The sequence below is a fragment of the Synechocystis sp. FACHB-908 genome (genome assembly GCF_014698595.1).
GTDB lineage: Bacteria > Cyanobacteriota > Cyanobacteriia > Cyanobacteriales > Microcystaceae > Synechocystis.
The window spans coordinates 77990-103067 of record NZ_JACJTH010000042.1 but is presented as its reverse complement, the minus strand read 5'-3'; the positions used below and the strand labels follow the sequence as shown (position 1 = coordinate 103067).

The following is a 25078-nucleotide window of genomic DNA, read 5'->3' as shown; positions in this document are numbered from 1 at the left end:
TCAATGCGCAAATTTAGTCCTAATACACCGTTTTCTCGATGAATATACCCAACTGGGTAACTGTTTCCCGTTTATTGGCTTTACCCCTGCTATTTCTTTGGCTACCGACTCCAGAAGCCGAAACCCGTTGGTGGGGAGTGGGGATTTTTTTGCTGGCCGCCAGCACTGACTGGTTGGATGGTTACCTAGCCCGCCGGTTAAATCAGGTGACGGAGTTGGGCAAATTCCTTGATCCGTTGGTGGATAAATTACTGGTATTAGCCCCGTTATTAATTTTGTTAACTTGGCAGGTAGTTCCCCCCTGGGCAGTGGGTTTAATTTTGGCCAGAGAGTTAGTCATCGCCGGTTGGCGGGTTAATCCCCAGCTTGCCAGTCAAACAGAAATTGCCGGGGCCAATCTCTGGGGCAAAGTAAAAACCGTTACCCAAATCACGGCGATCGCCTTGTTGTTAGCACCGTTGCCAGAAATTTATGGCCAAATTGGCACGGTCATCTTCTGGATAGCAGTGGTTTTAACGCTCATTTCCGGGGCAATCTACCTGTTTCCTCCGGGAAACAACAAAGTCGAGGCTGGCTAAAAACTAACTTCATCGGCGAAACTCTGCCACCGGACAAAATGAAAAGCACCGGCCACGGAGCCCCAAACCCGTTCGTTGGTTTCTGGATCGTAACCACGGTCGAGGCTAATTAATCCCGTTTCGCTCACTTCAAAACTATTTTCCAGATAGGTTTCCTTGCCGTCCCGCATCACTCGGCATTGCCGTCCCGGTTGCACTTCCCCTTTAAAGCTAGTGCCGGTCCATTCCACAATCATGTCACAGCCATGCATGGGTTCGAGATCAGCGGGGGTTAGTTGAGCTAGTTTGCCCAAATCCCTGGCCGCACCATAGAATTTTTCCTCATCTTTGACTTTAAAGTTTTCAATTTCAATATGATCTTCCACCACCTTTAATTTCAGCACCCGTAGGCGATAGGGCCTCTGCAACATAAAGTCGTAGGCCTGTTCTAAAAATAAAAGGCGATCGCCAAACTTTGCTTGGTCGAGGGGACGAATGGCCACCCGGATATGGGCATAAAAAGGGGGATTTTCAAAGGCTTGGGCCTGGTTGCTAAAATCGGCGGCCATCCAACGGGCTAGGGCGGAAAGATCAGTGGAATGGGACATAAATAGTTATTGAATAATGACTGCTTTAAAAGGTTTTTAAAAAATGTCTAAGTAAAGACAAAATACATTGGAAGCCTTCTCAAGGCATCTAATATCTTGTTTCAGGTAATTTTACCGCATTAGTTGACGCCAAGTATTCATTAAAAACTCTGTACGAAGCGTGGTTTTACCTTTGATAATGGAATCGGCAGGAAATAATTAGTAAATCTCGATCAGCAATCGTGTACACCAAACGATGCTCAGAATTGATGCGCCTCGACCAGTAACCGGAAAGATTTGCTTTGAGTGGTTCTGGTTTTCCTATACCATCAAAAGGATCCCTGGCAATTGCCTTAATGAGTAAATTAATTCTTTTGAGAAGTTTTTTATCATTTTGCTGAAACCAGAGGTAATCATGCCAAGATAGCTCGGTAAAGGCGATTTTCACAGTTCCAATAAATCTGGTAATTTTTGCTTAATGATCTGTCCAGTTTCAGCTTGCTTAATCGATGCCATTAAATGTTCTGCGTTGGTTGGATTAGAGAGTAAGTAAAGGGTTTCTTGCCAAGAATTAAATTCATCCAATGATATTAATACCGCCTGCTGACCTTGATTGTTGCTAACGATGGTTGGTTCTAGATCAGAAATGACAGCATTAATTAATTCATCCAAATGATCTTTGGCTTGGGTGGTTGTAATTGCTTTCATTCAGCTCTCCATTGAGATTTTGCTCCATTGTAACTGTGTCCCTTGACCAGGAAAGTTGCCCTTAATTGACTATGCTGACGGAAAATTTTCCTAAACCGATCGCCAAGTGCCATGGAAACTAAAGGGAATTACCTGGGGTAAAGCTAAACGACAAATGGGTTCTGCCTGCAAACGATCCGCATCCCATAGCCACACCTCACTGCCATGGCGATCGCCGTCATAGACCACAGTGATAATCCAACCCCGACCGCCGTCATCCGGGTGGGGAATGTAAAGGGGTTCCACGGGATACTGATGCTCTCCTAGCTTAGCTGTGGTTACATCCCCTGTGTGGTAATCAATGCGGGCAATTTCCCCAAACCATTGGGAACCAAGGATTTCCGCCGGTCGTTGCAGAGCCATATAGGTATAGCGCCACGGTTGCCCAGTCCGTTGGGGATTAATCACCGGAAATTCCCCACTGCGGCTCAGCACATTGGTTAACTCAACTATTTTGGCCGTTTGGGGATTGAGGATAGCTTGCCATAGTTGACCATCCGTGGAGGTTTTCACCGCTCCGGTGGGTACTTCACGCAAATATTCATTGGTTTGGGCGAAATCGTTGAACCGAACAAAATCGAGCCGCACATTGCCATCGTCCAACTCACAGCCGTTGCCGTAGTGCCATTGGAACCAGGATTCCGTTTCCCCTTTACTGACAATTTCCAACGTTTGGCGATCGAACACCACAATCTTTGTTCCCCCTTGGGCATCCCAACCCAGAGCATCGGCATAGGCCACATTACCCAACAGTAAAGAAAATTGATTGAGGGTGATAGGGGGTAAAAACAGGACCAGATAACGCCCCGCCATGCAAAAACTATGGCAGAAGGGAGTGCGGCTCAGTTTCAAACGACGGTGCTTGAGCAAGTTGCCCTGGCGGTCTAGACGGTAAAGGTTGAGGTTAAATTGGAAATCCACCCCAATACTAAAAATTTCCCCCGTGACCGGATCCCGCAGAGGATGGGCGGAAAAAGGTTGCCCCGGTTGAAAAGCCCCGCCAAAATCCTCCGTGCCCAACGTAGCTAAATTCTCTAGATCCAAAGCGTAGGGATGCCCCGCTTCCCACAGGGTCCATAGGCGATCGGGCAGAGCCATTACCGAGGTATTAGAAGCATTTTTGAGTACATCGGTCTGGGTCAACAAACTTTTCCAGTAATGCCAAACCCCTTGAGGATCAACCATGCCGTAGTTACCGTAAAGATAACGTCCTGCTTTTTCTTCCTCTGCGTAACCTTGGGTTTGCACGTAACGATAAAGTCCTTGGGCTTGCCCTTCGCCAAAATGCACCGCCAGAATCGCCCCATCCCCATCAAACCAATGGCCGACTTTTTCCGAACCCCGACTGAGGCGGCCCGGCCCATTGCGATACAAACTCCCCTTTAATTCCGCCGGAATTTGTCCTGAGATCAGCTCCAATCCAGTGCGGTCAAATTCCACTGCGTTTTGGCTGAAATTGCTGGCCCAAGCGGCCCGGGAGAGGGTAGCGGTCATAGAGGGGTGAAAAAATTTGTGTGGGAAATGACGGCAGAAAAATCAGCCTTAACAGACGTTGGGCTTCCGGGGAACACCAGCAAAAGTAGAGACATTACTGGGGTTTTTCGACTGCAAAGCTAGGCAGATCATAGCAAAATTTCCCAGGGGACAATGGGGATTCCTTGAATGATGACGACCCAAATTGGGGATAAAACCTAGTACCGATCAAAAGACAAAATAGTTAATTTTTCGATGCCCGGTTTGGGCTTTTAAAAAGCTGGCTATTCGTGGTTACACTAAAAGTTGTTGATGTTGATTGAAATACTGACGGTAAACCGTGGCGGTGACTGCAATGGTACTAAGGGTGTTGGTCAATAAAATTAAGAACATAATCAAAATTTGATAGACCGAGGCATTGAGGGGATCACCCCCAGCTAACACTTGCCCGGTTAACATTCCCGGCAAACTGACCAAGCCCACCACCATCATTTGGTTCACAGTGGGAATCAGACTGGCTCGGATAGCGGCCCTACGATAACTGGCGATCGCCTGGCCGGGGGTAGCTCCTAAGCAAAGGTGGGTTTCAATTTCCCGGGGATTTTGCTGAATGGCACTGGCTAATCTTTCACCGGCTAAGGAAGCGCTGTTCATGGTTTGTCCCAGAATCATGCCAGTGAGGGGAATGAGATATTGAGGGGAATACCATTGGGGCGGCTGGATAATCACCACCAGGGCGTAACCCAAACTGATGGCAGTACTGGCCCCCAAGGAAAGCCATAGCCAACCAAACAGGGATTTACTGCGGGGATTAATGCGATTTCTGGCCACCACGGCGGCAATGGTTAACATAATCGCCAACACTAGCAACACTGCCCAGGGATTATCCAAGGAAAAAACCACTGCGAGAAAATAGCCCACCACAATCAGTTGCAAAATGGTGCGTCCCCCGGCCCACAGTAATTGCCCCGTCAGATTTAGCCCCTGCCATTGCAAAAGGGCGATCGCCGCGCCCAGGAGTCCCAACATCCAACCAATGTCGGCCCAATCCAGTTCGATTAAGGCGTGTTCCATCGTTTCTCCCCACCAGTGTGGATTCTGCTTTGCTTATTGCAATAGCCCCAAACTTTTCAATGCCTCTAGGGCTGCCTGTTTGGTGGCAATTTGCTTACTGGGGCCAGAGCCTTGGCCATGGATTTTTCCCGCTACTTTGACGGTAAAGGTAAATTCCTGGGCATGGGGTGGCCCACTGGTGTTGATTAGTTCATATTCTGGCAATTGTTTAGTTTTGGCCAAGGCCCACTGCTGGAGCATGCTTTTTACATCCATGGTCGGCACTAGTTTTGGCGATCGCCCATCCTGGCTTTTTTCCCACTGCTCTAGGATGGGAACGAATAGTTCTTGAATGAAATCTTCCACCGCCGTCAAACCCCTATCCAGGAGAGCCGCCCCCAACAATGATTCAAAAACATCGGCCAGGATGGAAGGGCTGGATTGTCCATCGTCCCTGGCCAAACTTTGGCTCAGGCGAATTTCCGGCGCAATGTGTAAAAACCTCGCTAGATAGGCCAACTGATTTTGATTAACCAACTGGGACCGCAGACGGGTTAACTCTGCCTCAGTAAAATGGGGATAACGTTCAAAAAGAATGCGCCCCACCACAAAACCCAACACCGCATCCCCAAGAAATTCCAGCCGGTCATAGGAAGGAGTACCAGGATGTTCGTTGCAATAGGAACGATGGGTGAGGGCTTCGAGTTTTAACTGGGGGTCCCCGATGGGGGGGAAATCGGGATGGTTCACACGCCCCGTTCAATGGATCTTTCTGCCTGGGTAAATTCCAGTTGTAAGCGTTTTTTCAGCTTTTCGGGAATGGGACGGGCACCGTAGGAAGTGTAGTATCCAGCCAGGGAGTTGAGGGCCGTTTGCATGGTGGTAAAGGATTTCAGCCCACCGGCATCACCTTTGCGACGGTAACGGGAAATATAGTCATTAATCTGGCCCCGGGCGGTGTCCTGCACCTCTTGGCGATTGGGGGCATCCTGGGGTAGATCGATGGCCTCCCGCAGGGTGGCAATGACCGTCAGGGTATCTTGGCTATAGTTGCCGGTGAGTCCTGTGCCGCTGTCGCAGGCCGTCAGACCGATCGCCACCACCAAAATTAAGGCCAACAGCCGTGACAACTGATTTTTCAAAAAGGACATCACTGAGGGTTCCCTCCCTGGATTGTTACTAAATTTTGTTAATTTTTCTATCCTACCAGTTGGCCAGGGCCCCCTAAGACTTCCTTTTATTCTGACTTGAGGATGGGGGCGGGGGAAGGGATACTGGTTTCGGGGGCTCCATTCTGATTGGCCAAAGCCTGGTTGGTCACCTGGAGGGCAATGTTTTTTATCGGGTCCTTATACTGCACTGGAGCCAGCATAATTGCCTGCTGGAAAAAAGGGTCGGCCTCCTTAACTTTGCCAGTTTGGGCCATGACCTGGGCCTGGGCTAGGACGGGACGAAAATCATTGCCGTTGACTTTGCTAGCGGCTTCATAAATGGCGATCGCCTGGTCGGGGCGATTTTGACTGAGGTAAATTTCCCCCAGCAGAAGTTGTAAGGAAGTGAGTTGGTCGGGGGGAACAGTGCCAGGGGCTCCGGTTTGGGCTTTGATCGCCTGGGTGATGGCATTTTGCACAATGGCCACCGCTTCAGCGGGGCGTTCCTGTTGGGCATAAAGTCCACTTAGACCTTTCAAAGCTTGGATGTTATGGGGGGATTGAGTCAGGATTTCTCGGTAAACCTTTGCCGCCCCCGCATTGTCCTCCAGTTGGGTCTTAAGCTGGGCCAACAGAATACGGTACTGCACCTGATCCGTTCTAATCTGTCCCAACCGCTCGAGAGGGGCGATCGCCGCTGCCAGATTTTTTTGTTGCAGGCGAATTTCTAGCAAACCTTGGAGAGCATTGACATTATCCGGCTCCCTTTCCAGCACTAACTGATAGCCCAACGCCTGACTTTCTAGAGGTGTGCCCCCATTGACGACTCCATCCGCAGCGGGACGGGGTTGCCACAAACCCATCACCAGAGGCACCAAGGAAAATAACACCAAGGCACTGACCATGGCCCCAATGCCGACATAAACCCAAACATCCCGTTGTGTCCTAGAAGTTGCCACCCCAATGCCTCCTCCGGCAAGATTTACCCTAGCTTAAAGCAATGATTGAAAAATTTAAGTCTAAATAATTTAAATCTCAGTTAATAACCCTGACAGATCACTCCACCAGTTCAGTCATGGAAGACTCAAAGATAATTTTTACCATCCAGACTAGCAATTTTTGCTTTTCCAGCATAGCCGCCCGACCCTAGAAGTCCATGTTAAGCGCTGTTCTCAGAATGGTTAAATGGAGGGGGAAATATAAATCATTGTAAATTTAAGCTTTAGATTTCAGCTTTCTAACAGAATTTTTGCCCAACTAATCCGTTGCCAGGGAGTTTAACAGTGTCAATCAAGTTAGTAGTATTGGACATTGATGGCACCATCGCCGGAGTATCCAATCAAATTAACCCGTCAGTGGTGAAAACCATTCACCAGGTACAGAGCCGGGGTATCCAAGTGGCGTTGGCCACTGGCCGTATGTTTAGTTCTGCTCTACGGTTCCATCAGACCATTCAATCAACCCTGCCTTTGATTAGTTACAACGGTGCCCTAACCAAGCATCCCCACACTGGTGCTGTTTTAAGGGAAAAACCCCTGCCCCCGGCGATCGCCTTGGAAATTTTGGACCATTTTGAGCGACCGGAACTGGAACCCCATCTTGATATCCACTGCTATTACAACGACCAGCTCCATGTGCGGCATATCACCCCAGAAACCCATGTTTATATGGAAAGGTCCGGTGCCATGGCCCAAGCTAGCGGCGATCTACGCTCAATTATTGAATTGGGTAGCACCACCAAAATGTTAGCCATCAGTCGCAATGCTCCCCTCATGGCCCAGTTGATGGCGGAAATGGGTCAAAAACTCCAGGGCCAAGCCGTGCATCTGACCCAATCCACCGAGATTTACTTTGAAGTCACCCACGCCGAAGCCACCAAAGGCCTGGCCCTGCAACATTTAGCTGAAGACGTGTTAGGGCTTGATCCCCAAGAAGTTTTGGCGATCGGAGACAATTTTAACGACGTGGAAATGCTGAAATATGCCGGAGTGGGGGTAGCCATGGGTAATGCTCCCCCGGAAGTGCAAAAGGTGGCAGACTGGGTAACGGCGGACGTGGAAGCCGATGGAGTGTCCCAAGCCTTGGCTAGGTTCTGCCTAGATTCAACCCTAGCACTCTGTTAATTGTTGGCCCAAAACTGAAAAGGAGCCCGCCAACAGCAAACTCCCCTTCAGACCAAACAAATTAATCTACTTAATGCCCAGGCAAAAGTCCTTAGTAGGTTTCCACGTGCCAGCGGTGCTCTTTTTTCATTTCCCGTTGGAAAGTGGTCCACTCCTTGCCATTTTGTTCCGCTAGGGCAGTGAACGCTTCATCAATGCCGGGTTCCATGCCTTTGAGACCACACATATAAGTGTGGGTTTTGGGGTTTTGCATCAAATTCCACAGTTCTTCAGCATTTTCCGCCACCCGGTGCTGGATATACATCCGGCCGCCCTCCGCATTTTGTTGCTCCCGGCTGATGGCATAGGTTAAGCGGAAATTATCGGGAAATTCCGCTGCCATTTTTTCCAAATCATCTTTATAGAGAATATTTTCTGATTTGGGAATGCCAAAGATGAGCCAAGCTAGGCCTTTAAATTTGTAATCTTCGTGTTGTTCCTTGAACATACGCCACAGGAAGGCCCGGAAGGGGGCAATGCCGGTGCCGGTGGCCAGCATCACAATGTTGGCATCTTCGTCTGGGGGTAAGAGCATTTCCTTGCCAACGGGGCCAGTAATAGCAATGTCGTCCCCTTCCTTGATGTTGCACAGGTAGGTGGAGCAGACCCCTTGTACGGTTTCCCCGGCTTCGTTTTGATATTCCAATTGGCGCACACAGAGGGAAACGGTTTTGTCGTCGCCAAAATCACCGTGTCTGGTGGAAGCAATGGAATACAGGCGCAACTTATGGGGTTTGCCCTTATCATCTTCCCCGGGGGGAATGATACCGATACTTTGCCCTTCTAGGTAACGGAGATCCCCAGCGGAGAGGTCAAACGTGAGGTGTTGTACTGTGCCAATGGCCCCTTCCCTTACCAAAGGATAATTTTCTAAAACTTTGCCGATGTAGGGAGTTTTGGGACGATAAATATTGACGGGAATATCGTCAGCTTTTTTTTCTTTGGGGGTTGTTGTCATGGTTTTGTTAGATTCAGGGGCTGGATTAGCCACCGCTTCTGAACCACTTCCCTCGGATTGACTGGGTTTAGCAATGCCCTCGGTGTGGGGTAAAGGCGAATCTCCCTCTAGAGGCTTAATGCTGACAATTTTTCCTCCCATCCGGGTAATGCGTCGCATTTCTTGGTTCATCCGCTTTAGGGGGACGGTGATGAACGTGCTGCCACTACGGCGGATGGGATAGTCTAAGCCATCAGTCATGGTGCTCTGACTCAGGCCGATTACCTCATAAACGAATAAACGATTACCGGCATCGCTCTGGCGGGATGAAGTCGCTACGTAACCGGGACTGTACATGGGTTAATTGCTCCCTACTCAATCAAATAATACTGACAGAAATTTATCGCAGTATTATCAAGCCTACCATCGTCAGGCGATCGCCGTGGCCGGGAGGAGCAGTGGGGTCAGAAGCGGATATTTAGTCCTACCACCCTAACAAAGTTAACCTTGATAAAATGTAACCCATGTATCACTTTACCGGACGATTAACCCTGGAATGAACCTCCACTAGTCTAAGTTAAGTCTAGTCATAGGGCGCGCCCCCCCTTGAATCGGTCAATCTTGTAGAAGGGAATACAATTCTGATAGAATTCATACTCAGTATTCAGAGGGTCAGGCTATATCTCTGGCTAGAACCGAAGAGCGTTATCTGGGGTTGACCAGGATGACTAGATCTCAGGATTAGTTTTCCTTCGGCCCTTGACAGGGGGTTAACAAGCCCATAGGCTCTGGTTTGTCTCTCCAACACGCCATCTGGGGTGAGGAGAAATTTTCTAGGAAACCGGGTTAACAATCAGTTTTGCATTTTTGAGGGATGTTATGACCACACAGCTAGACCGCGTGGTTCTTATTGGTGTTGCCGGGGATTCCGGTTGCGGTAAGTCTACTTTCTTACGTCGTTTAACGGATTTATTCGGCGAAGAGTTCATGACGGTAATTTGTTTGGACGATTACCATAGTTTGGATCGCCAGGGTAGAAAAGCCGCTGGGGTCACCGCCCTGGATCCCAGAGCCAACAATTTTGACCTCATGTATGAGCAGATTAAAACGCTCAAAAGTGGTCAATCCATTATGAAACCCATTTACAACCACGAAACGGGGCTGCTGGATCCGCCGGAAAAAGTTGAACCCAACAAAGTGGTGGTTATTGAGGGTTTGCATCCCCTCTACGATGAACGGGTGCGGGAACTGGTGGATTTCGGGGTCTACCTGGACATCAGCGAAGAAGTGAAAATTAACTGGAAAATTCAACGGGACATGGCCGAACGGGGCCACACCTATGAAGATATTTTGGCTTCCATCAACGCCCGTAAGCCTGACTTCACTGCCTATATCGAGCCCCAAAAGCAATATGCGGACGTGGTGATCCAGGTGTTGCCCACCCGCTTGATTGAGGACAAGGAAAGTAAACTCCTGCGGGTTCGTCTTGTGCAAAAAGAAGGGGTTAAATTCTTCGAGCCAGCCTACCTGTTTGACGAAGGTTCCACCATTGATTGGCGTCCCTGTGGTCGGAAGCTGACCTGTACCTATCCTGGCATCAAGATGTACTACGGCCCCGATAATTTTATGGGCAACGAAGTATCTTTGCTGGAAGTGGACGGCAGGTTTGAAAACCTAGAGGAAATGGTTTATGTGGAAAACCACCTCAGCAAGACTGGTACTAAGTACTACGGTGAAATGACCGAGTTGTTGCTCAAGCATAAGGATTACCCAGGCACTGACAATGGTACTGGCCTGTTCCAGGTGTTAGTGGGTCTGAAAATGCGGGAAGTTTACGAACAGTTAACGGCGGAAGCTAAGGTCCCGGCCTCTGTGTAACTGCGGTACCAATAATTACCTGACCTGCTGGTCTGCATAACCTAATTTACTATTTCGTGGTGGCCATGGCTGTGGTTCCGCCACGATTTTTGTTGGGGTTTGATTTAAGGGAGAAATCTTCTAATATCTAAGGCGGAGTCGTTGTTTGATATCTTCACAACATCCGGGTTGAGCTTATTTCTGGGGAGGATAATGATGCCATTTTTACTGGTGGTGGTGGTGGTTTTATTTGCCGGAGTGCAACTTTTCCAATGGCTATGGGGGGTAATTTTGCCCCTGCCTATTTACGTTATGGCCGGTGCTTTTTTGGCGATCGCCAGCAATTATGACAAGGGCATGGCGGCTTTGATTAACCGGGGTCAGGAGTTATTACCCCATCACCAAACCCCAGGGGCAACCATGACGGCGGAGTTGGAATCCCCTAGGGTTAGCATTGATGGAGTTATTAATCCGTCAGAGTTGACGGAACAGAAGTCCCTAAACGATGACTAAATCCCCCCTTAAACTGGTAAAACTGAGGCGTTCGTCGGTTTCATCCACCACAATGGTCTCACCAGGTTTGTAATCCCCCCGTAAAATTCCCTTGGCGATCGCCGTTTCTAGGTATTTTTGGACGGCTCGTTTTAAAGGTCGGGCCCCATAAACGGGGTCATAGCCCACGGCAGCCAGAAAATCTAGGGCTTTATCCGTTAACTTCAAAGTTAATTTTTGTTCCTCCAAACGGGTAGCCAAAGACTGAATTTGAATTTGGACAATGGATCGTAACTCGGATTTTTGTAAGCCATGGAAAATAATCGTTTCATCCACCCGATTGAGAAATTCTGGGCGGAAGTTTTCCCGCATTACATCCATAACTCGGCTCCGCATTTCTTCATAACGACTATCATCCCCCGCCACATCCAAAATGTATTGGGAGCCCAGGTTACTGGTCATAATGATAATCGTATTTTTGAAGTCCACCACATGGCCTTGGGCATCGGTTAAACGGCCATCATCCAGGATTTGGAGCATGACGTTAAACACATCCCCATGGGCTTTTTCAATCTCGTCAAAAAGAATGACCGAATAGGGCCGGCGGCGAATTGCTTCCGTCAATTGTCCCCCTTCTTCATAGCCCACATAGCCCGGAGGGGCCCCCATTAAACGGGAAACAGCGTGTTTTTCCATATATTCAGACATATCAATCCGCACCAGGGCTTCTTCCGTGTCGAATAAATTTTTCGCCAAAGCCTTCGCTAACTCAGTTTTCCCGACCCCTGTGGGGCCCAGAAAAATAAAGCTAGCGGTGGGACGATTAGGATCGGAAAGACCAGCTCGGGAGCGTTGAATGGCTTCGGCTACGGCGGTTACCGCTTCATCCTGACCAATCACTCGGCTGTGTAGTTCATCTTCCAAGTGGAGCAGTTTTTCTTTTTCCGATTCCACCAATTTACTGATGGGAATGCCGGTCCATTTCGAGATAATTTCAGCAATGTCAGACTCTAAAACTTCTTCCCGTAAGAGGGATTTGCCAGAGGTTTGTTGCTCCGCCAATTGGGTTTCCAAAGCTTCCACTTGCCGCTGTAAATCAGTTAATTTGCCATACTGTAACTCCGCTGCTTTATTGTAGTCGTAATCCCGTTGGGCCTGTTGAATTTCTAGGTTCACCTGGTCGATGGTTTCCTTAACAGTACGAATTTGATCAATAACCGTTTTTTCCGACTGCCATTGGCCATTAAGTTTAGACTGTTCTTCTTTAAAATCAGCCAACTCTTTCTCCAATTTTTCTAGCCGCTCCTTGGAAGCAGAATCATTTTCCCGTTGTAAAGATAAACGCTCCATTTCTAGTTGGAGAATTTTCCGGTCAACTTCATCTAATTCCTCTGGTTTGGAGGTGATTTCCATTTTTAATTTGGCCGCTGCTTCGTCTACTAAATCAATAGCTTTATCCGGCAGAAAACGATCACTGATGTAACGATTGGACAACATGGCCGCCGCTACCAGGGCACTATCGGCAATTTTTACGCCGTGGTGTACTTCATAGCGTTCTTTTAATCCCCGGAGAATGGAAATGGTATCTAATACATTGGGTTCATCCACTAAAACTTCCTGGAAACGTCGTTCCAAAGCCGCATCTTTTTCGATATATTTGCGATATTCATCTAAAGTGGTGGCCCCGATACAACGCAAAGCACCCCGGGCTAACATGGGTTTCAATAAGTTGCCCGCATCCATGGCTCCTTGGGTGGCCCCAGCGCCGACAACGGTATGAATTTCGTCAATAAAGAGAATAATTTGCCCCTGGCTGTCGGTAACTTCTTTAAGTACCGCTTTAAGTCTTTCTTCAAATTCCCCCCGGTATTTTGCCCCGGCAATTAACGCCCCCATATCGAGGGAAATTAGTTTGCGATCCCGCAATGATTCCGGTACGTCATGGTTAATAATTCTTTGGGCTAAACCTTCGGCGATCGCCGTTTTACCAACCCCCGGTTCCCCAATTAACACAGGGTTATTTTTTGTGCGGCGGGAAAGGATCTGAATGGTGCGCCGCACTTCTTCATCCCGGCCAATGACAGGATCTAGTTTACCTTCCCGGGCTAATTCCGTTAAATCTCGCCCATATTTTTCAAGGGATTCGTATTTGCCCTCTGGATTTTGATCGGTCACTTTTTGGGTTCCTCTAATTTGCTTGATAATTTCTGCCAACTTATTTTCTGTTAGGCCAATTTCTCGATATAAGTTTTTGCCCAGGCGGTCATCTTGGCCGTAAGCCGCCATCAAGTGCTCGATGGAAATATAGTCGTCTCCATATTTAGACTTGGCTATTTCCGCATTGTCCAACAATTTATCGAGACTGCGGCCTAAATAAATCGATTCACTCGGATTACTTAATTTTGGCTGTTGGGCAATAAAGCTATTAACTTGATCGTTAACTCGGGGAATGCTCGCCCCAGCCTTATTAAAGATGCTGGTGGCCAGACCATTTTGTTCTAGTAGGGCACTGAGTAGGTGTTCCGTCTCAATTTGCTGTTGTCGATGCTGTTTAGCAATCTCCGGTGTTTTGGCGATCGCCTCCCAAGCTTTCTCCGTAAATTTATTAGGATCTGTGGGTTGCATAAAATTTTCTATATTGGCTATTGGGTGTGTAAGGACTACCAAATCAATTTTAGGGGGTGGAATCCGGAGCTAGGAAGGAGGGTTTTCCCAATGCAGTGGTGGGGTTTACCCTTGCTCAACCAGGGGATGGAAGTCTTTCTAGAGGATGCCGGAGGCTGACTTTGAGCTAGACAATGGCGCAAAAACAGTCAGGGAAGGAAAATTTGTGCCATTCAACTAGGCCCCAAAGCCCCTTTCTTGTAAGCTAAGGGCTAATCTTGACCCCTACGCAGAATCAGACGCCATGACTTGGAATGAGGGCTACGTCCTAGAAGTTAACTATACCTATGGTTTTTATGGGGAATTAAGTCCCCTTAAACTAGCCCTAGCCAACACTCTGAAGTCATTAAAATCCCCCAATCTAGAGAAAAATTTTAATTACTGCGAACTGGCTTGCGGCCGAGGATATTCCACCAATTTATTGGCAAGTTGCTACCCCCAGGCTCAGTTTTACGCCAACGATTTTAATCCTAGTCACATAGTTGAAGCCCGGACCCTAGCCGAAACAGCGGGCACCAAAAATGTCCATTTTTTTGACGATAGTTTTGAAGAATTTATCAATCAAGATTTACCGCAGTTTGATTTCATTGTTCTCCATGGTATTTACAGTTGGATTACCCCCAGAAATCGTCAAGCGATCGTGAACTTTATTCGGCAGAAAATCAAAGTGGGAGGTATGGTTTATATCTCCTATAACACTCTACCGGGTTGGGCAGCGGCAAGACCGATGCAAGCTTTGATGCTCCGCTATGGACGTAACTCCTCCGAGCCAATTCTAAGCCGTATTGAAAAGGCATTGGATTTCACGGAACAAATGCTGGAGTCCAAAGCAAATTATTTCACTCAAAATCCAATTTTAAAACCCCGTTTAGAAAAGCTGAAAGAACAAAATCGTTACTATCTAGCTCATGAATATTTTAACGAAGAGTGGAATGCTTTTTATTTTGATGAAGTGGCCAAAGAATTAGAAGAAGCCAAGCTCAATTTTATGGGATCAGCCCATTTAATCGACTATGTGGATGCTGTTAACTTGTCCAGTGCCGCCCAAACCCAGCTATCTCAAGTAACAGATCCAACTTTTCGGGAAGTAGTGCGAGATTTCTTTTTAAATACCCAGTTCCGGCGAGATATTTTTGTCCGGGGAAAACTTGCCCTCTTGCCCCAGGAGCATTTACAAGCGTTGGGGAATCTACGGTTTGCCTTAGTGGTACCGATCAAATCAATCAAGCTTAAACAACAGTTTCCCTTGGGAGAAGTGGAACTCCAGGAAAAAGTTTATCGTCCCATTTGTGAGGCCTTGGAAAATGGGCCTTTAACCCTAGGGGAATTACAAAAAGACAGCAAAACCAAAGGCATCACTTTGAACAGTCTTTACCAAGCCCTAATCATCATGACTGGCATTGGTTATACCCATCCGGCGGTAAATGAAACGGTGCGGAAACAAAGACAAAAATCCACCGATGCTTTTAACAGTGCCGTCAAAACAAAATCTCTCTATAGCGATGAAATGGCATTTTTAGCCTCTCCCCTAGTTGGCACAGGTATTGCTGTCAATCGTCTGGAACAGCTACTGCTATTAGCGAAAGAGCGCAAACAAGACGGCCCTCAATTTGTCTGGCAAGTACTTTCCAGTCAAGGCAAGAAAATTATTAAGGAAGGAAAAACCTTAGAAACAGAAGCTGAAAATTTAGAACATCTCAAAAACGTAGCAGAGAATTTTAATGGCGATCGCCTGCCGCTATTGACTAAGTTAGGAATTAGCTAGTTGTGTTTATTTTATCAACTGAACATGGTCCCCAAGCACTAGCCAACTTCCCATAACTATGTCTTTTAATTGACTTCTCCGTCATCATTGGGCTGGAGAATTTTCGTCTTTATTTTGCTCTGGTAATGAAAAAATTTGTTGTTATTGACCATTCCCTGTGCAACTTGCAAGGACATCACTATGAGTGTAGTGTTGCTGTGGCAGAAGCAGCCCAGAGACAAGGCTATCAACCGATTATCATTGCCAATCAAATTCTGAAGGAGTCTTTAGCGGCTGGAGATATAAAAATTATTCCAGCTTTTCAAGTAGATTGGTTCAACCAGCCAACCAATGGCGAAAATATAGAATCTATTGCCCCCGATTTATTAAATCTAACCCAACCTTGGCAAGAAAGGTGGCGTCATCAACTTTATCTGTGGCAACAAAATCATCCAGAACTAAGAATACTTTTGGAAAAAGTAAAAGGTAGCACCCAACGGTTGAAAGGGTGGTTTAAAGCCGATCTTAGATCTTTGCGGTCCATACCCTTAGCTAACACAACTTGGGGCTTATTAAAAATTCTTTGGGGTGTTACCCGTCTAGTGGGAAAAATTTCCATAAAAATTATTAATAAAACTGTTGATAAATTTAATCAATCCGAAGGAAATTCTGTTGTAGAAACCAAAAGTTTTACCCAAACCCTAGAGGAAATTTTGCCGGCGCTAGAGCTGACTGCGGCGGATCACATTCTTATTCATACCTTCGGCATTGAGCAATTAGAAGAACTATTTTATTTTTTAAATAATCAAAACCAGGATGATTTGCCTACCTATCATCTATTATTTAGGCGTGATACTGAAGACCCATTAGTAGTCAATGCTACGGGCATAGGATTAAAAAAATGTTTGGAAAAGTTTTGCCAAACTGAACTCTGGCCTGGCAAAATTCGCTTTTACACAGATACTAAAGATTTGGTGAGAAAACATAATCAACTGAGTCCCGCAATTTTCACCCAGGTACCGATTCCTTTTCGCCAAGAAAAACTAAAATTAGAAAATTTTCATAAGGGTGATAGTAATAAAAATTTTGTTCATATAATTTATTTAGGTGATGCCAGATCGGAGAAAGGTTATCAGCATTTACCGGTTTTAGTAGCAGATTTATGGACTGATTATCTCAAGCCTGGTTTGGCAAAATTTACCATTCAATCTAACTATAATGTTGTCGGAGGAGAAGAAGTAATTCTAGAAGCTAAGCTTAAACTTTGTCAGTATCCTTGTAGTGCAGTGGAGTTAATTGATCATGCTCTGGAACCCGATGCCTACTATCACTTATTAGCTTCAGCGGATGTGGTGGTATTGCCCTATAACCCAATAAATTATCAACGTACTTCAGGGGTATTAACCGAAGCTCTGGCGGCGGGTAAACCAGTGGTGGTACCCCAGGGTAGTTGGTTGGCGGAGCAGGTTGATGAAACTAGAGCTGGCATTTATCAAAATCCCCAAGATTTACCCAGGTCAGTTCGGTATGTGTTAGAAAATCTAGCTAGTCTGACGGAAAAAGCTGAGCATTTTAGTTACCATTGGCAATTTATTCAATCCCCGGATTACTTTTTAGAATGTCTGCTTAAGCCACTGGCAATATCCCTTGTAAAAACGGTGGAAATTCAGCCCGAAGTTTCAGCTAGGGCTTCAATATTGGTGATAATGGCTCTAGATAAATTAAGCGATAGGGATAACCTTAATAAAATCAGATATTTTTGTCGTTGTGGCTATGGAGTTTATGGCATTTTTTATCGCCGCTTAGGCCAGGCTAACTTACCGGAATGGGACTATCTTAGCGATGATCTACACCAGCTTGGCTTAAAACAATATTGGATTTTACAAGATTATTATGTAGATGATGATTTTTACATTGATTTTGCTAAAAATTCTACCAGTTTATCTCCGGAACAACAGAAAAAATATCTACGGGATTATTACGAGCATAGATCAACGCTAATTACGGATTGGGTACAGTCGGCAGGTTTGCTTATTTCGCAAGAATTACAAAATAAATTGGGTAGTAACATCGATTTAATTTACGCAGATTCGTTCTTCTGCCAACATTACTTAAGAAAATTAGGCTTAGATTTAACTAGAACCATACTGGAGGTGGATAGATTTCATACCTATGATGATGCCCTCCGCCAAAGAAAAGAAATTGTTTATCAAGATTTTCAGTGGGAACTTGATCAGCTGAAATTATTTGGAGTTTTACTCACCACTACTGAACCTTTGGCTTTTAAGTTGCAGGAATTACAACCTCAAACACGAATTTATTCACTGAAAACTAATGGTCAAGGTCTTGATTATGAACATTTAAACCAAGCCTTTACCGATATTCTTGGAGAGAAACTTTTATCTGCAACTAACAACAAAAATGTTGTCAAGAAGGTTGTCATGCTTTATCCCTGGGGGGATATGGAAGAGCGGCGTAGTGGAGCCAGTCAGCGGTCTGGAAAAGTGGCAGATTTTCTTGCCAGTCAAGGCCTAGATGTGACGGTGTTTACCATTGGCGATCGCCAGAGTAATTGGCAGGGACAAATTCATTATCGTTATTTCAGATCAACCTTTGCCCAGGGTGAGCTAATACAGAAGATTTATCAAGAAGCGTTTTTAAGTTGGCAGAAAATGCTGGACATTTCCCTAGCTGACAACATTAATTTTTTCCCATTGTCCCACCAGGAGTTAGGGGAAAATTGGCTGCCTTGGATTTACTATGGCAGTCGTTTTGACCAGAAATTTCAAGAAACGTTAGAGCGAGTGATTGATGGGGCAGATGCGGTGTTGCTGGAATATCCCTTTTGGGCGGCGATCGCCGGGCCCATTTGTCGCCGTCGGGGAGTCAAATTAATTCTCACAGCCCATGACGTGTTGGCTAAACAATTGCCACCGCACACATGGTTAGCCCAGATTGCCCTGGCAGAAGAATTGCAAGCCTTGCGGGAAGCCGATGAAGTAGTGACCCTTTCCCCCGATGACCAAGCATTTTTTCAAAGTCATAACATTACCAGCCATTGTGTTCCCATTGGTTTAGACACCCAAGCCACCGTAGATTTACTTGCTCCAGAAACAGCCCTGGCGGAGTTACAATCCTTTGACTCCACCATTGATTGGCGAAAACCTTTCTGTTTATTTGTGGGTAGTCAACATCCTCCCAATGTCAAAGCAGTGGAGCAAATTCAAGCCCTGGCCCAAGTTGGTAGTGGCCATTGGCAGGCGATCGCCGTGGGCAGTTGTTGTCCACCAACTCAGAAACGAAACTTTTTGGCCCTGGGGAAAGTCTCCGATTCCGTCCTCCAAGCCCTTTATCAACGCTCGGCCCTGGTGCTAATTCCCCTCGAAGCGGGCACTGGTATGTCTGTCAAAACCCTGGAGGCAATGGCCTGTGGTAAGGTAATCCTCGGCACGGCGATCGCCTTTCGGGGCTATCCGGTGGAGTCGGGGGTAGATTGTTTAATCAACAATAATTTAGCCACTTATGTTGGGGTAATTGAAGATATTATCCAGCACCCCCACCAATATGAGCAGTTGGGTAATTCTGCCCGCAACTTTGCCCAAAACTACGACTATCGTCAGCTTTATCAAACCTACCTAGATTTGCTTTCATGAAGGTATTAATCACAGATTTTGACCTATTTGCCAAAGTAGGTGGCGGGCAAACTTTTTACCGCAGTTTAATTCGGAAAAACCCCGATATTGACTTTTATTACCTGATTGACAAAGAAGCTCGTGTAACTGAACGCCCTGATAATGCCCACGGAGTCCCCTTTCAGGAAAAATATTTCCTCGCCGATTTAAACAATTTTTTTGACGTTAATCCCCCTAAATGGGTTTATCGTTCCTTCATCAGGGCCAGTAATATTGCCACGTCAGTGGCCGGCATGGAATTTGATTTGATCGATTCCCCTGACTATGAACAATGGGCGATTTTTTTGCGTCCAGCCCTGGATTACCATCGGGTGAAATTTGCTAAGATTGCCCTTTCTCTCCACGGCAAAATTTCCACCACTTTAAAGTTAGATTGGTTCAATCAAGGGAAGGAAAATATACCCCTAGAACTAGAAGAATGGAAGCAATACGCCACCGTAGATCTGCGTTACGGTATTAGCAAAAGCTACATTGACGAATGGCAATCCCTAAGTCGATTTTCTGCCCATTATTACCATCCTCTACACTTTTTTGAATTACCCCAGCCCCTAGAAGCAATTGCCAGTGGCGATCGCCCTGATTTAAACTTTGTTGGTCGCACAGAGAAACGGAAAGGCCCAGATATTTTTATTGATATCGCTTGGTGGTTAAACAGAAATCTTTATCATGAAGCTAATATCATTGGCCCCCATAGTTTTAACGATACCGGCACCATTTCTTCGGAAACCTATCTCCGGAGTATGCTTGGCGATCGCCAGAGTCCGGTTAAATTTTTACCCCCCAAACCGCAACAGGAATTGATGGGCTTATTCGCCCGCAAAACAGTCACCTTCGTACCCTCACGCTACGATACACTTAACTTAGTAGCTTTGGAATCCTTGTTTTCCGGTTGTCCCACTGTAGTTGGCGGTGGAGCTGGGGTATGTCGTTTACTCAAAGAAGACTTTCCCGATGTTCCTTTCGTAGAAATTGATCTGGATAATATCTACAGTTGCTTACCAGCCATTGAAAATATTCTAAGCGACTACAATAATTACCGTCGCCGATTGGTGGATAGCGTTAAAAACTCAACAGCCATTGCTGATAGTCCCATTTTGGCTGATATCTATCAACAAACTGGCCAGTACGAGGAGGAAATCAGAGATGAGTTACAAAGTTGGTATGGTCAATTAATGGGCTATTGGGTAAGTACCCAGGAAAATGTTTCTTTCTTACAACCGCTGAAAGCCCAATTAAAACCAACTCTCAAGCAAATTAAAAATAATTTAAAAAGCACCGCTGGACAATTAAAAGGTAAAATTTTACAGCCCTTAGCAGATGACCGCAATGCCCAGTTAGTTAAGGCTCCTAATTTACTTAAAAAATATAAAGAAGCCTTCAATGCCACGGAACAAACCGCTAAAGATTTGGCGGAAAAAATCCAAATGGGATGGCGTTTAGGCTCCGGCTACGAGTCAGAATTCCAAGGAGTGCGGGGTAAATTAGCTACCAATTACCGCATCGACCGGGTGCGACTCTGGCGGGAGCTAGCACGTATTGAAGAATTACGGGGCAATACTTTGGTTTCTGCCACCTATAAGGTCCGGGCCCTGCGAGCATTGGGTTCAGATCAATTTGGCGATTTACCCTTTGTGTTGCGGACCCTGACGGAATATGGCTTTCCCAAGGAAATGGCGGCGGTGTCTGCCCTTTATGGTCAACCTTCAGAACGGGAGGAGCGTTGCCTTAGCTTAATCGAACAGGCTCGTTTGGATAATTTGGCCAATCCGGCGGGGGATGAGTATGAGATTTGGGACGATCGCCGGGGGGATGGGCCATACCGAGCTTCCATTATTGTTTCCCTCTACAATGCAGCGGCAAAATTACCCCTATTCTTAAAGACCCTACAACACCAAACCCTAATTAAACGGGGAGAAGCGGAAGTGGTATTGGTGGATAGCGGTTCGCCGGGAAATGAGTATGAAGTTTTCAAAGATTTAGCTCCCACCCTGGGTTATCCTCTCCTATATGCCCGATCGCCGCAACGGGAAACCATCCAAAGTGCCTGGAACCGGGGGATTAAGTTGGCAAAATCCCCATATTTAGCCTTTTTGGGGGTAGATGAAACCATTTTGCCCGACTGTTTAGAAATTTTGGCGGGGGAATTGGATCAGGATCCAGAATTGGATTGGGCCATTGGCCATAGTTTGGTCACCAATGTGGATATGCAGGGGGGTTGGGTCAGCGACATTATGCCCTACGACCGCACTGGCTATGAACAGGATTTAGTTTATCTAGAAACCTGCTACTTATCCTGGGTAGGGGCGCTATATCGCAAATCAATTCACGAACGTTTTGGTTACTATGACCAAAGCTTCCGGGGGGCAGGGGATACGGAATTTAAAAACCGGGTCATGCCCTTCATTAAAAGTAAAGTGGTGGATAAAATGCTGGGTCTGTTCTGGAATTATCCCGATGAGCGCACCACCCAAAGTCCTGCCACGGAAATTGAGGATATGCGGGCTTGGTATTTACATCGCACCCTGGCCGGTGTTAAATATGCTTTCCAACGGCGATCGCCACGAGAAGTGGAAAATTTACTCTACCATTGCCTGGGCTATCGCAAATCTTACTGTAAGCATACTAGTACAGATTTTGACCATGCCCACAATTTGGTCACTTATCTAGAAAAAGTTGACCCCAATGCTGAAGCTTTGAAATACGCTCCGGGCATTGAAGCATTGCTAGGAACCTATCGCTCTCTGGATTGGTTACCCAAATTATCTAAATTTTCTCCCCTTAACTCCATGCTAACGGCTCGCAAACTAACTAAACAATGGGAGCAGGAACACCAACAGTCTTGGCCTGAAGATAGACTTTTTTCTCCCCATTACTCAATTTTTAACGATAATCGCCACGAACAACATTCTTTCCTTTGGTTTACGGATATTACCGCTTCTAAAAAATAATTATGTTTAACAGAATCAAAGATAAACTCAAATTCAAATTAGCAAAAGTCCTTGCTCCAGAAATTGATAAAAAGCTAGCAGTGGAGGAAAAACTGTCCTCCGTACAATTTTTTGGCATTGCCCCTTGGTACCAGGAAAACCTTTGGGAACCGCCAGTGCAAATAGTATTACGAGATCTCTGTAAGCCGGGAGATGTTGTCTTTGATGTGGGGGCAAACTTTGCGGGTTTAACCACAGTAATGTCGAGAATGGTAGGGCCAAAGGGTATTGTTTGTGCCTTTGAAGCTAGCCCCCGCATTATTGATAAAACCCAACGCAATTTAGTATTGAGTGGCTGTAATAATGTCCAGCTTTTTCACCATGCGGTTTACTCCACTTCCCATGAAACTGTAAAAATTTACCTGGGCAGCCATCTCAATGACAGTATTTACAGTGAAAATGGAGAAGGCTCCAGCTATGAAGTCAAAACCATTGCTCTAGATGACTTTGTGGAACACACCAAGCTGGTGCCAAATTTACTAAAAATGGACATTGAAGGAGCAGAATTTGATGCCATTAAAGGTCTGGAAAAAACGTTAGTTTCTGCCAAACCCCATTTAGTTTTAGAAACCCAGCGGGATGATACTCGATGTTTGGATTTTCTGCGCAATTTGGGCTACGTTGCCATCGACGTTAATACCTATCGGGAAGTTAAAACTGCTGACGATTATCCTGTGGGGGCAGACATTCGCAATAATCTCTATATCCATGGCGATCGCCTAGGGGAAACTCCCTACCAAGTCCCATTTCAGTTTGAGAGCCATAGCCTGTTAGATGCCGATCATTTCGAGCGGGGTAAGGATGGTTCTGCTCGCCTCAAAAGTAAGTTAATTTTGCCCAAAGGTCGCTATTTAATTGATTGGGATTTCACCGCAGAAGGCACCCAAAATGATTTAATGTGCGGTGTTAAAGTTAATGACAAAGTGATATTTCGCTACCATGCCTTTAGTCAACTATTAGCCTCTAGCTATCGGGATTGGGTGATTAATTTGCCCGAAACTAGTGAAATTCAACTTTATTTTGAATTCCAACATGGCACCCAAGATCCAACCCTAACCATCAATAGTGCCAAAATCACCAAAATCGCCAACTTTGACCATCTTCCTGCCGCCCTTTACTTCTAGTGTTTAATCCCCAATGTTAGTTCCCCTTCTTGGTTTGGCGATCGGGTTTCTCCTGTTAACTTTTAGTCTTTTGGTTTACAAGGGAGTGACCATTGTCCAACGCTATACTTTCTTAGGCAAATTTGAAAATAATGTGCTTTTTATTTGGGGGAATATTTCCATTTCCCTAGCTGCGATGCTGGGTATTGCTGGTTATTGGAATGTTTTTCAGGGGGACGATCTACGTTTGGGGAGAATTGTTTTGTTCCTCGTCGGAATAATAGCTACGAGCTGGTCAATACTCGAAACACTGGATATTAATCACCCTCTGAAGAAATTTGCTGTTGCGGAAAAGATCAAAAAAATAGGGGTGTTAAATATTATTGGCTACATTCTTAGTGGCGCGGCAGTTCTAACCTTAATTTCTATTTTTGGTATTGCTTTTTTTGACTATAACTATGGTGGTGATGCTTTTATGTATCACATACCCTTCGCCGCCAGAATTTGGGGCATTATTCCCCCAGAACAATATACTTTTGAATATTTTACAGAAAATCGATTTCTTGGTTTTCCCCTCTTGGCAAACTGGCTGCAGGGATTGTTCTGGGTGGTTTTTAACCGCATTGAAGCGACTAATTTAGTTTCTTACTTTAGCCTAATAATTTTAATTGTTTATCTCGTAAAAGTTCCAAAAATTCCCTTCTACCTAGCTAGCCTTTCCCTGCTGGCCGTGCCCATGATTCACATGCATGCGGCAAGAAGTTACATTGATTTGCCAGGTAATGTTGGGGTTAGCATTTGCATTTTAACTTTATATTTACTCTACATACATAAGGTTAAACTTAATTTAAAAACCATTTCAATTTTATTCTTATCCGCATTTGTGGCGGCCAACATTAAATTGCAACTAATTCCTGTAGTTTTTTTGTTAATACTTTGTTCATTGCCACTTTTTGTTATTAACTACTGGCAAACAGATAAAACTCGCCAGGCCAATATGCTCAAATTAGCCCAAGTATTTGCATTGGGTACCCTTGCTAGTCTGATCATTTTCTACAACCCCATCAAGAATATTGTTCTTTACCAAAACCCTGCCTATCCTGTCAAAATTACCATTGTTGGCCAGGTGCTTAATCACACCGAAGAATCTCCCAACTTCATGCACGAAAAGATTCGCCGGCTCCCCCCCCCAGTCCGATGGGGACAATCTTTATTAGAAATTAATGCTTTTGACGATCGCCGACCCTGGCGCTGGACCTTGGCCATGGATTTTATTTCGTGGAACGAAGAACGTTTTGGCATGGGGGGTTACTTTGGCGGCTATGTAATTTTTAACGCTGTGCTTTTTGTCTTTCTTTGCTGGAAAAATTGGCAAAAATCCACCAAAGTGGCCCTGGCTTTGATGCTAATTATGTCGGTGGTGACTATGTGGATGCCTCAATCTTACGAATTGCGCTACTACATGTATTGGATGATTGTGTTTGTCAGTCTCAACGCCTATTTAGTTACCCGTTTCGCTGAGCATAGTCCCAGCCCAAAAACTATTCTGAAGCCCCAATATTTTGGCTTAGTTGCCTTTGTGTTTATGATTATCTTTATCCACAAAACTAACAAATTCTTTACCTATCCGGCTTTTCAACCCCTGACCCAACAGTTAGAAACCGCAGATTGGATGGTGAAAAAGGAAATTTTTAGTCAAATTAAAGATGGTGATCGGGTTTGCATTGTGGAAAAAGCACCCTTTAGTTTCTTTTACAATTCCTATTTTCATCCCGGACGGAATTATTCAGTTCGAGCCGAATTTAATCTCGAGGATGAAAGGATGAAGGATAAATGTGAAGGATTAAAAATTCTGCGCTAAGAGGCCATTGG

At 45.7% G+C, this 25078-nt stretch carries 19 protein-coding genes; 9 read left to right on the top strand and 10 right to left on the bottom strand.

Annotation, left to right across the window (positions count from 1 at the left end):
- The first annotated feature begins 38 nt into the window (after positions 1-38).
- Positions 39-578, top strand: a complete 540-nt coding sequence (pgsA, locus tag H6G46_RS16255; RefSeq protein WP_010873088.1) for a CDP-diacylglycerol--glycerol-3-phosphate 3-phosphatidyltransferase — start codon at positions 39-41, stop codon at positions 576-578.
- Here the strand turns inward: pgsA and H6G46_RS16250 are convergent.
- The 8 genes from H6G46_RS16250 to H6G46_RS16215 form a co-directional block, all read right to left on the bottom strand.
- Positions 575-1165 (bottom strand): chromophore lyase CpcT/CpeT, encoded by a 591-nt coding sequence (locus H6G46_RS16250; RefSeq protein WP_010873087.1) that lies wholly within the window; start codon positions 1163-1165, stop codon positions 575-577. The genes pgsA and H6G46_RS16250 overlap by 4 nt on opposite strands.
- Positions 1166-1331: 166 nt before the next feature.
- The gene (locus tag H6G46_RS16245; RefSeq protein ID WP_020862284.1) at positions 1332-1592 is read right to left on the bottom strand and encodes a Txe/YoeB family addiction module toxin; all 261 of its coding nucleotides are present in this window, start codon (positions 1590-1592) and stop codon (positions 1332-1334) included.
- Positions 1589-1852: a type II toxin-antitoxin system Phd/YefM family antitoxin gene (locus H6G46_RS16240; RefSeq protein ID WP_010873086.1), complete on the bottom strand. Its 264-nt coding sequence runs from the start codon at positions 1850-1852 to the stop codon at positions 1589-1591. Before H6G46_RS16240 ends, H6G46_RS16245 begins: the two co-directional genes overlap by 4 nt.
- Before the next feature lie 90 nt (positions 1853-1942).
- Complete coding sequence (locus H6G46_RS16235; RefSeq protein ID WP_010873085.1) at positions 1943-3385, bottom strand: carotenoid oxygenase family protein; 1443 nt, start codon at positions 3383-3385, stop codon at positions 1943-1945.
- Between the two features lie 273 nt (positions 3386-3658).
- Positions 3659-4438: an iron export ABC transporter permease subunit FetB gene (gene fetB / locus H6G46_RS16230; protein ID WP_010873084.1), complete on the bottom strand. Its 780-nt coding sequence runs from the start codon at positions 4436-4438 to the stop codon at positions 3659-3661.
- Between the two features lie 33 nt (positions 4439-4471).
- Positions 4472-5167 carry a ribonuclease III gene (gene rnc, locus H6G46_RS16225; RefSeq protein ID WP_010873083.1) on the bottom strand — a complete coding sequence of 232 codons (696 nt, stop codon included), beginning with the start codon at positions 5165-5167 and terminating at the stop codon, positions 4472-4474.
- On the bottom strand, positions 5164-5571 hold the full coding sequence (gene psb27 / locus H6G46_RS16220) for a photosystem II protein Psb27 (protein WP_010873082.1): 408 nt from the start codon (positions 5569-5571) through the stop codon (positions 5164-5166). Before psb27 ends, rnc begins: the two co-directional genes overlap by 4 nt.
- 83 nt (positions 5572-5654) lie before the next feature.
- Positions 5655-6527, bottom strand: a complete 873-nt coding sequence (locus H6G46_RS16215; protein ID WP_010873081.1) for a tetratricopeptide repeat protein — start codon at positions 6525-6527, stop codon at positions 5655-5657.
- Between the two features lie 324 nt (positions 6528-6851).
- On the opposite strand from H6G46_RS16215, the gene H6G46_RS16210 reads away from it, so the two are divergent.
- On the top strand, positions 6852-7691 hold the full coding sequence (locus H6G46_RS16210; RefSeq protein WP_010873080.1) for an HAD family hydrolase: 840 nt from the start codon (positions 6852-6854) through the stop codon (positions 7689-7691).
- Between the two features lie 91 nt (positions 7692-7782).
- Here the strand turns inward: H6G46_RS16210 and petH are convergent, their stop codons facing one another.
- The gene (gene petH / locus H6G46_RS16205) at positions 7783-9024 is read right to left on the bottom strand and encodes a ferredoxin--NADP reductase (protein ID WP_010873079.1); all 1242 of its coding nucleotides are present in this window, start codon (positions 9022-9024) and stop codon (positions 7783-7785) included.
- A 522-nt stretch (positions 9025-9546) separates the two neighbouring features.
- Between petH and H6G46_RS16200 the strand changes: the two genes are divergently transcribed.
- Positions 9547-10545, top strand: a complete 999-nt coding sequence (locus H6G46_RS16200) for a phosphoribulokinase (RefSeq protein WP_010873078.1) — start codon at positions 9547-9549, stop codon at positions 10543-10545.
- Between the two features lie 192 nt (positions 10546-10737).
- The gene (locus H6G46_RS16195) at positions 10738-11037 is read left to right on the top strand and encodes a hypothetical protein (RefSeq protein ID WP_010873077.1); all 300 of its coding nucleotides are present in this window, start codon (positions 10738-10740) and stop codon (positions 11035-11037) included.
- On the opposite strand, the gene clpB is transcribed toward H6G46_RS16195, so the two are convergent.
- Positions 11023-13641, bottom strand: coding sequence for an ATP-dependent chaperone ClpB (gene clpB / locus H6G46_RS16190; protein WP_010873076.1), 2619 nt, complete (start codon positions 13639-13641; stop codon positions 11023-11025). The two genes, H6G46_RS16195 and clpB, sit on opposite strands and share 15 nt — an antisense overlap.
- 283 nt (positions 13642-13924) lie before the next feature.
- On the opposite strand from clpB, the gene H6G46_RS16185 reads away from it, so the two are divergent.
- The 5 genes from H6G46_RS16185 to H6G46_RS16165 all read left to right on the top strand — a co-directional run bounded on the left by H6G46_RS16185 (position 13925) and on the right by H6G46_RS16165 (position 25067).
- Entirely contained in the window at positions 13925-15445 is a 1521-nt protein-coding gene (locus tag H6G46_RS16185) for a class I SAM-dependent methyltransferase (protein WP_010873075.1), read from the top strand.
- A gap of 125 nt (positions 15446-15570) precedes the next feature.
- Complete coding sequence (locus H6G46_RS16180; protein ID WP_010873074.1) at positions 15571-19077, top strand: glycosyltransferase; 3507 nt, start codon at positions 15571-15573, stop codon at positions 19075-19077.
- The gene (locus H6G46_RS16175; protein ID WP_010873073.1) at positions 19074-22064 is read left to right on the top strand and encodes a glycosyltransferase; all 2991 of its coding nucleotides are present in this window, start codon (positions 19074-19076) and stop codon (positions 22062-22064) included. The genes H6G46_RS16180 and H6G46_RS16175 overlap by 4 nt, the downstream gene beginning before the upstream one ends.
- A 2-nt stretch (positions 22065-22066) precedes the next feature.
- The gene (locus H6G46_RS16170) at positions 22067-23227 is read left to right on the top strand and encodes an FkbM family methyltransferase (protein ID WP_010873072.1); all 1161 of its coding nucleotides are present in this window, start codon (positions 22067-22069) and stop codon (positions 23225-23227) included.
- Positions 23228-23240: 13 nt separating this feature from the next.
- Entirely contained in the window at positions 23241-25067 is a 1827-nt protein-coding gene (locus H6G46_RS16165; protein ID WP_010873071.1) for a hypothetical protein, read from the top strand.
- Positions 25068-25078 lie beyond the last annotated feature (11 nt).

What these genes read in the sequence shown, in the direction of transcription:
- H6G46_RS16165 (WP_010873071.1), top strand. Translation starts at nt 23,241, where the DNA reads ATGTTAGTTCCCCTTCTTGGTTTGGCGATCGGGTTTCTCCTGTTAACT.
- H6G46_RS16195 (WP_010873077.1), top strand. Translation starts at nt 10,738, where the DNA reads ATGATGCCATTTTTACTGGTGGTGGTGGTGGTTTTATTTGCCGGAGTG.
- clpB (WP_010873076.1), bottom strand. Translation starts at nt 13,641, where the DNA reads ATGCAACCCACAGATCCTAATAAATTTACGGAGAAAGCTTGGGAGGCG.
- fetB (WP_010873084.1), bottom strand. Translation starts at nt 4,438, where the DNA reads ATGGAACACGCCTTAATCGAACTGGATTGGGCCGACATTGGTTGGATG.
- H6G46_RS16180 (WP_010873074.1), top strand. Translation starts at nt 15,571, where the DNA reads ATGAAAAAATTTGTTGTTATTGACCATTCCCTGTGCAACTTGCAAGGA.
- H6G46_RS16200 (WP_010873078.1), top strand. Translation starts at nt 9,547, where the DNA reads ATGACCACACAGCTAGACCGCGTGGTTCTTATTGGTGTTGCCGGGGAT.
- H6G46_RS16250 (WP_010873087.1), bottom strand. Translation starts at nt 1,165, where the DNA reads ATGTCCCATTCCACTGATCTTTCCGCCCTAGCCCGTTGGATGGCCGCC.
- H6G46_RS16170 (WP_010873072.1), top strand. Translation starts at nt 22,067, where the DNA reads ATGTTTAACAGAATCAAAGATAAACTCAAATTCAAATTAGCAAAAGTC.
- H6G46_RS16175 (WP_010873073.1), top strand. Translation starts at nt 19,074, where the DNA reads ATGAAGGTATTAATCACAGATTTTGACCTATTTGCCAAAGTAGGTGGC.
- pgsA (WP_010873088.1), top strand. Translation starts at nt 39, where the DNA reads ATGAATATACCCAACTGGGTAACTGTTTCCCGTTTATTGGCTTTACCC.
- H6G46_RS16185 (WP_010873075.1), top strand. Translation starts at nt 13,925, where the DNA reads ATGACTTGGAATGAGGGCTACGTCCTAGAAGTTAACTATACCTATGGT.
- H6G46_RS16240 (WP_010873086.1), bottom strand. Translation starts at nt 1,852, where the DNA reads ATGAAAGCAATTACAACCACCCAAGCCAAAGATCATTTGGATGAATTA.
- petH (WP_010873079.1), bottom strand. Translation starts at nt 9,024, where the DNA reads ATGTACAGTCCCGGTTACGTAGCGACTTCATCCCGCCAGAGCGATGCC.
- H6G46_RS16235 (WP_010873085.1), bottom strand. Translation starts at nt 3,385, where the DNA reads ATGACCGCTACCCTCTCCCGGGCCGCTTGGGCCAGCAATTTCAGCCAA.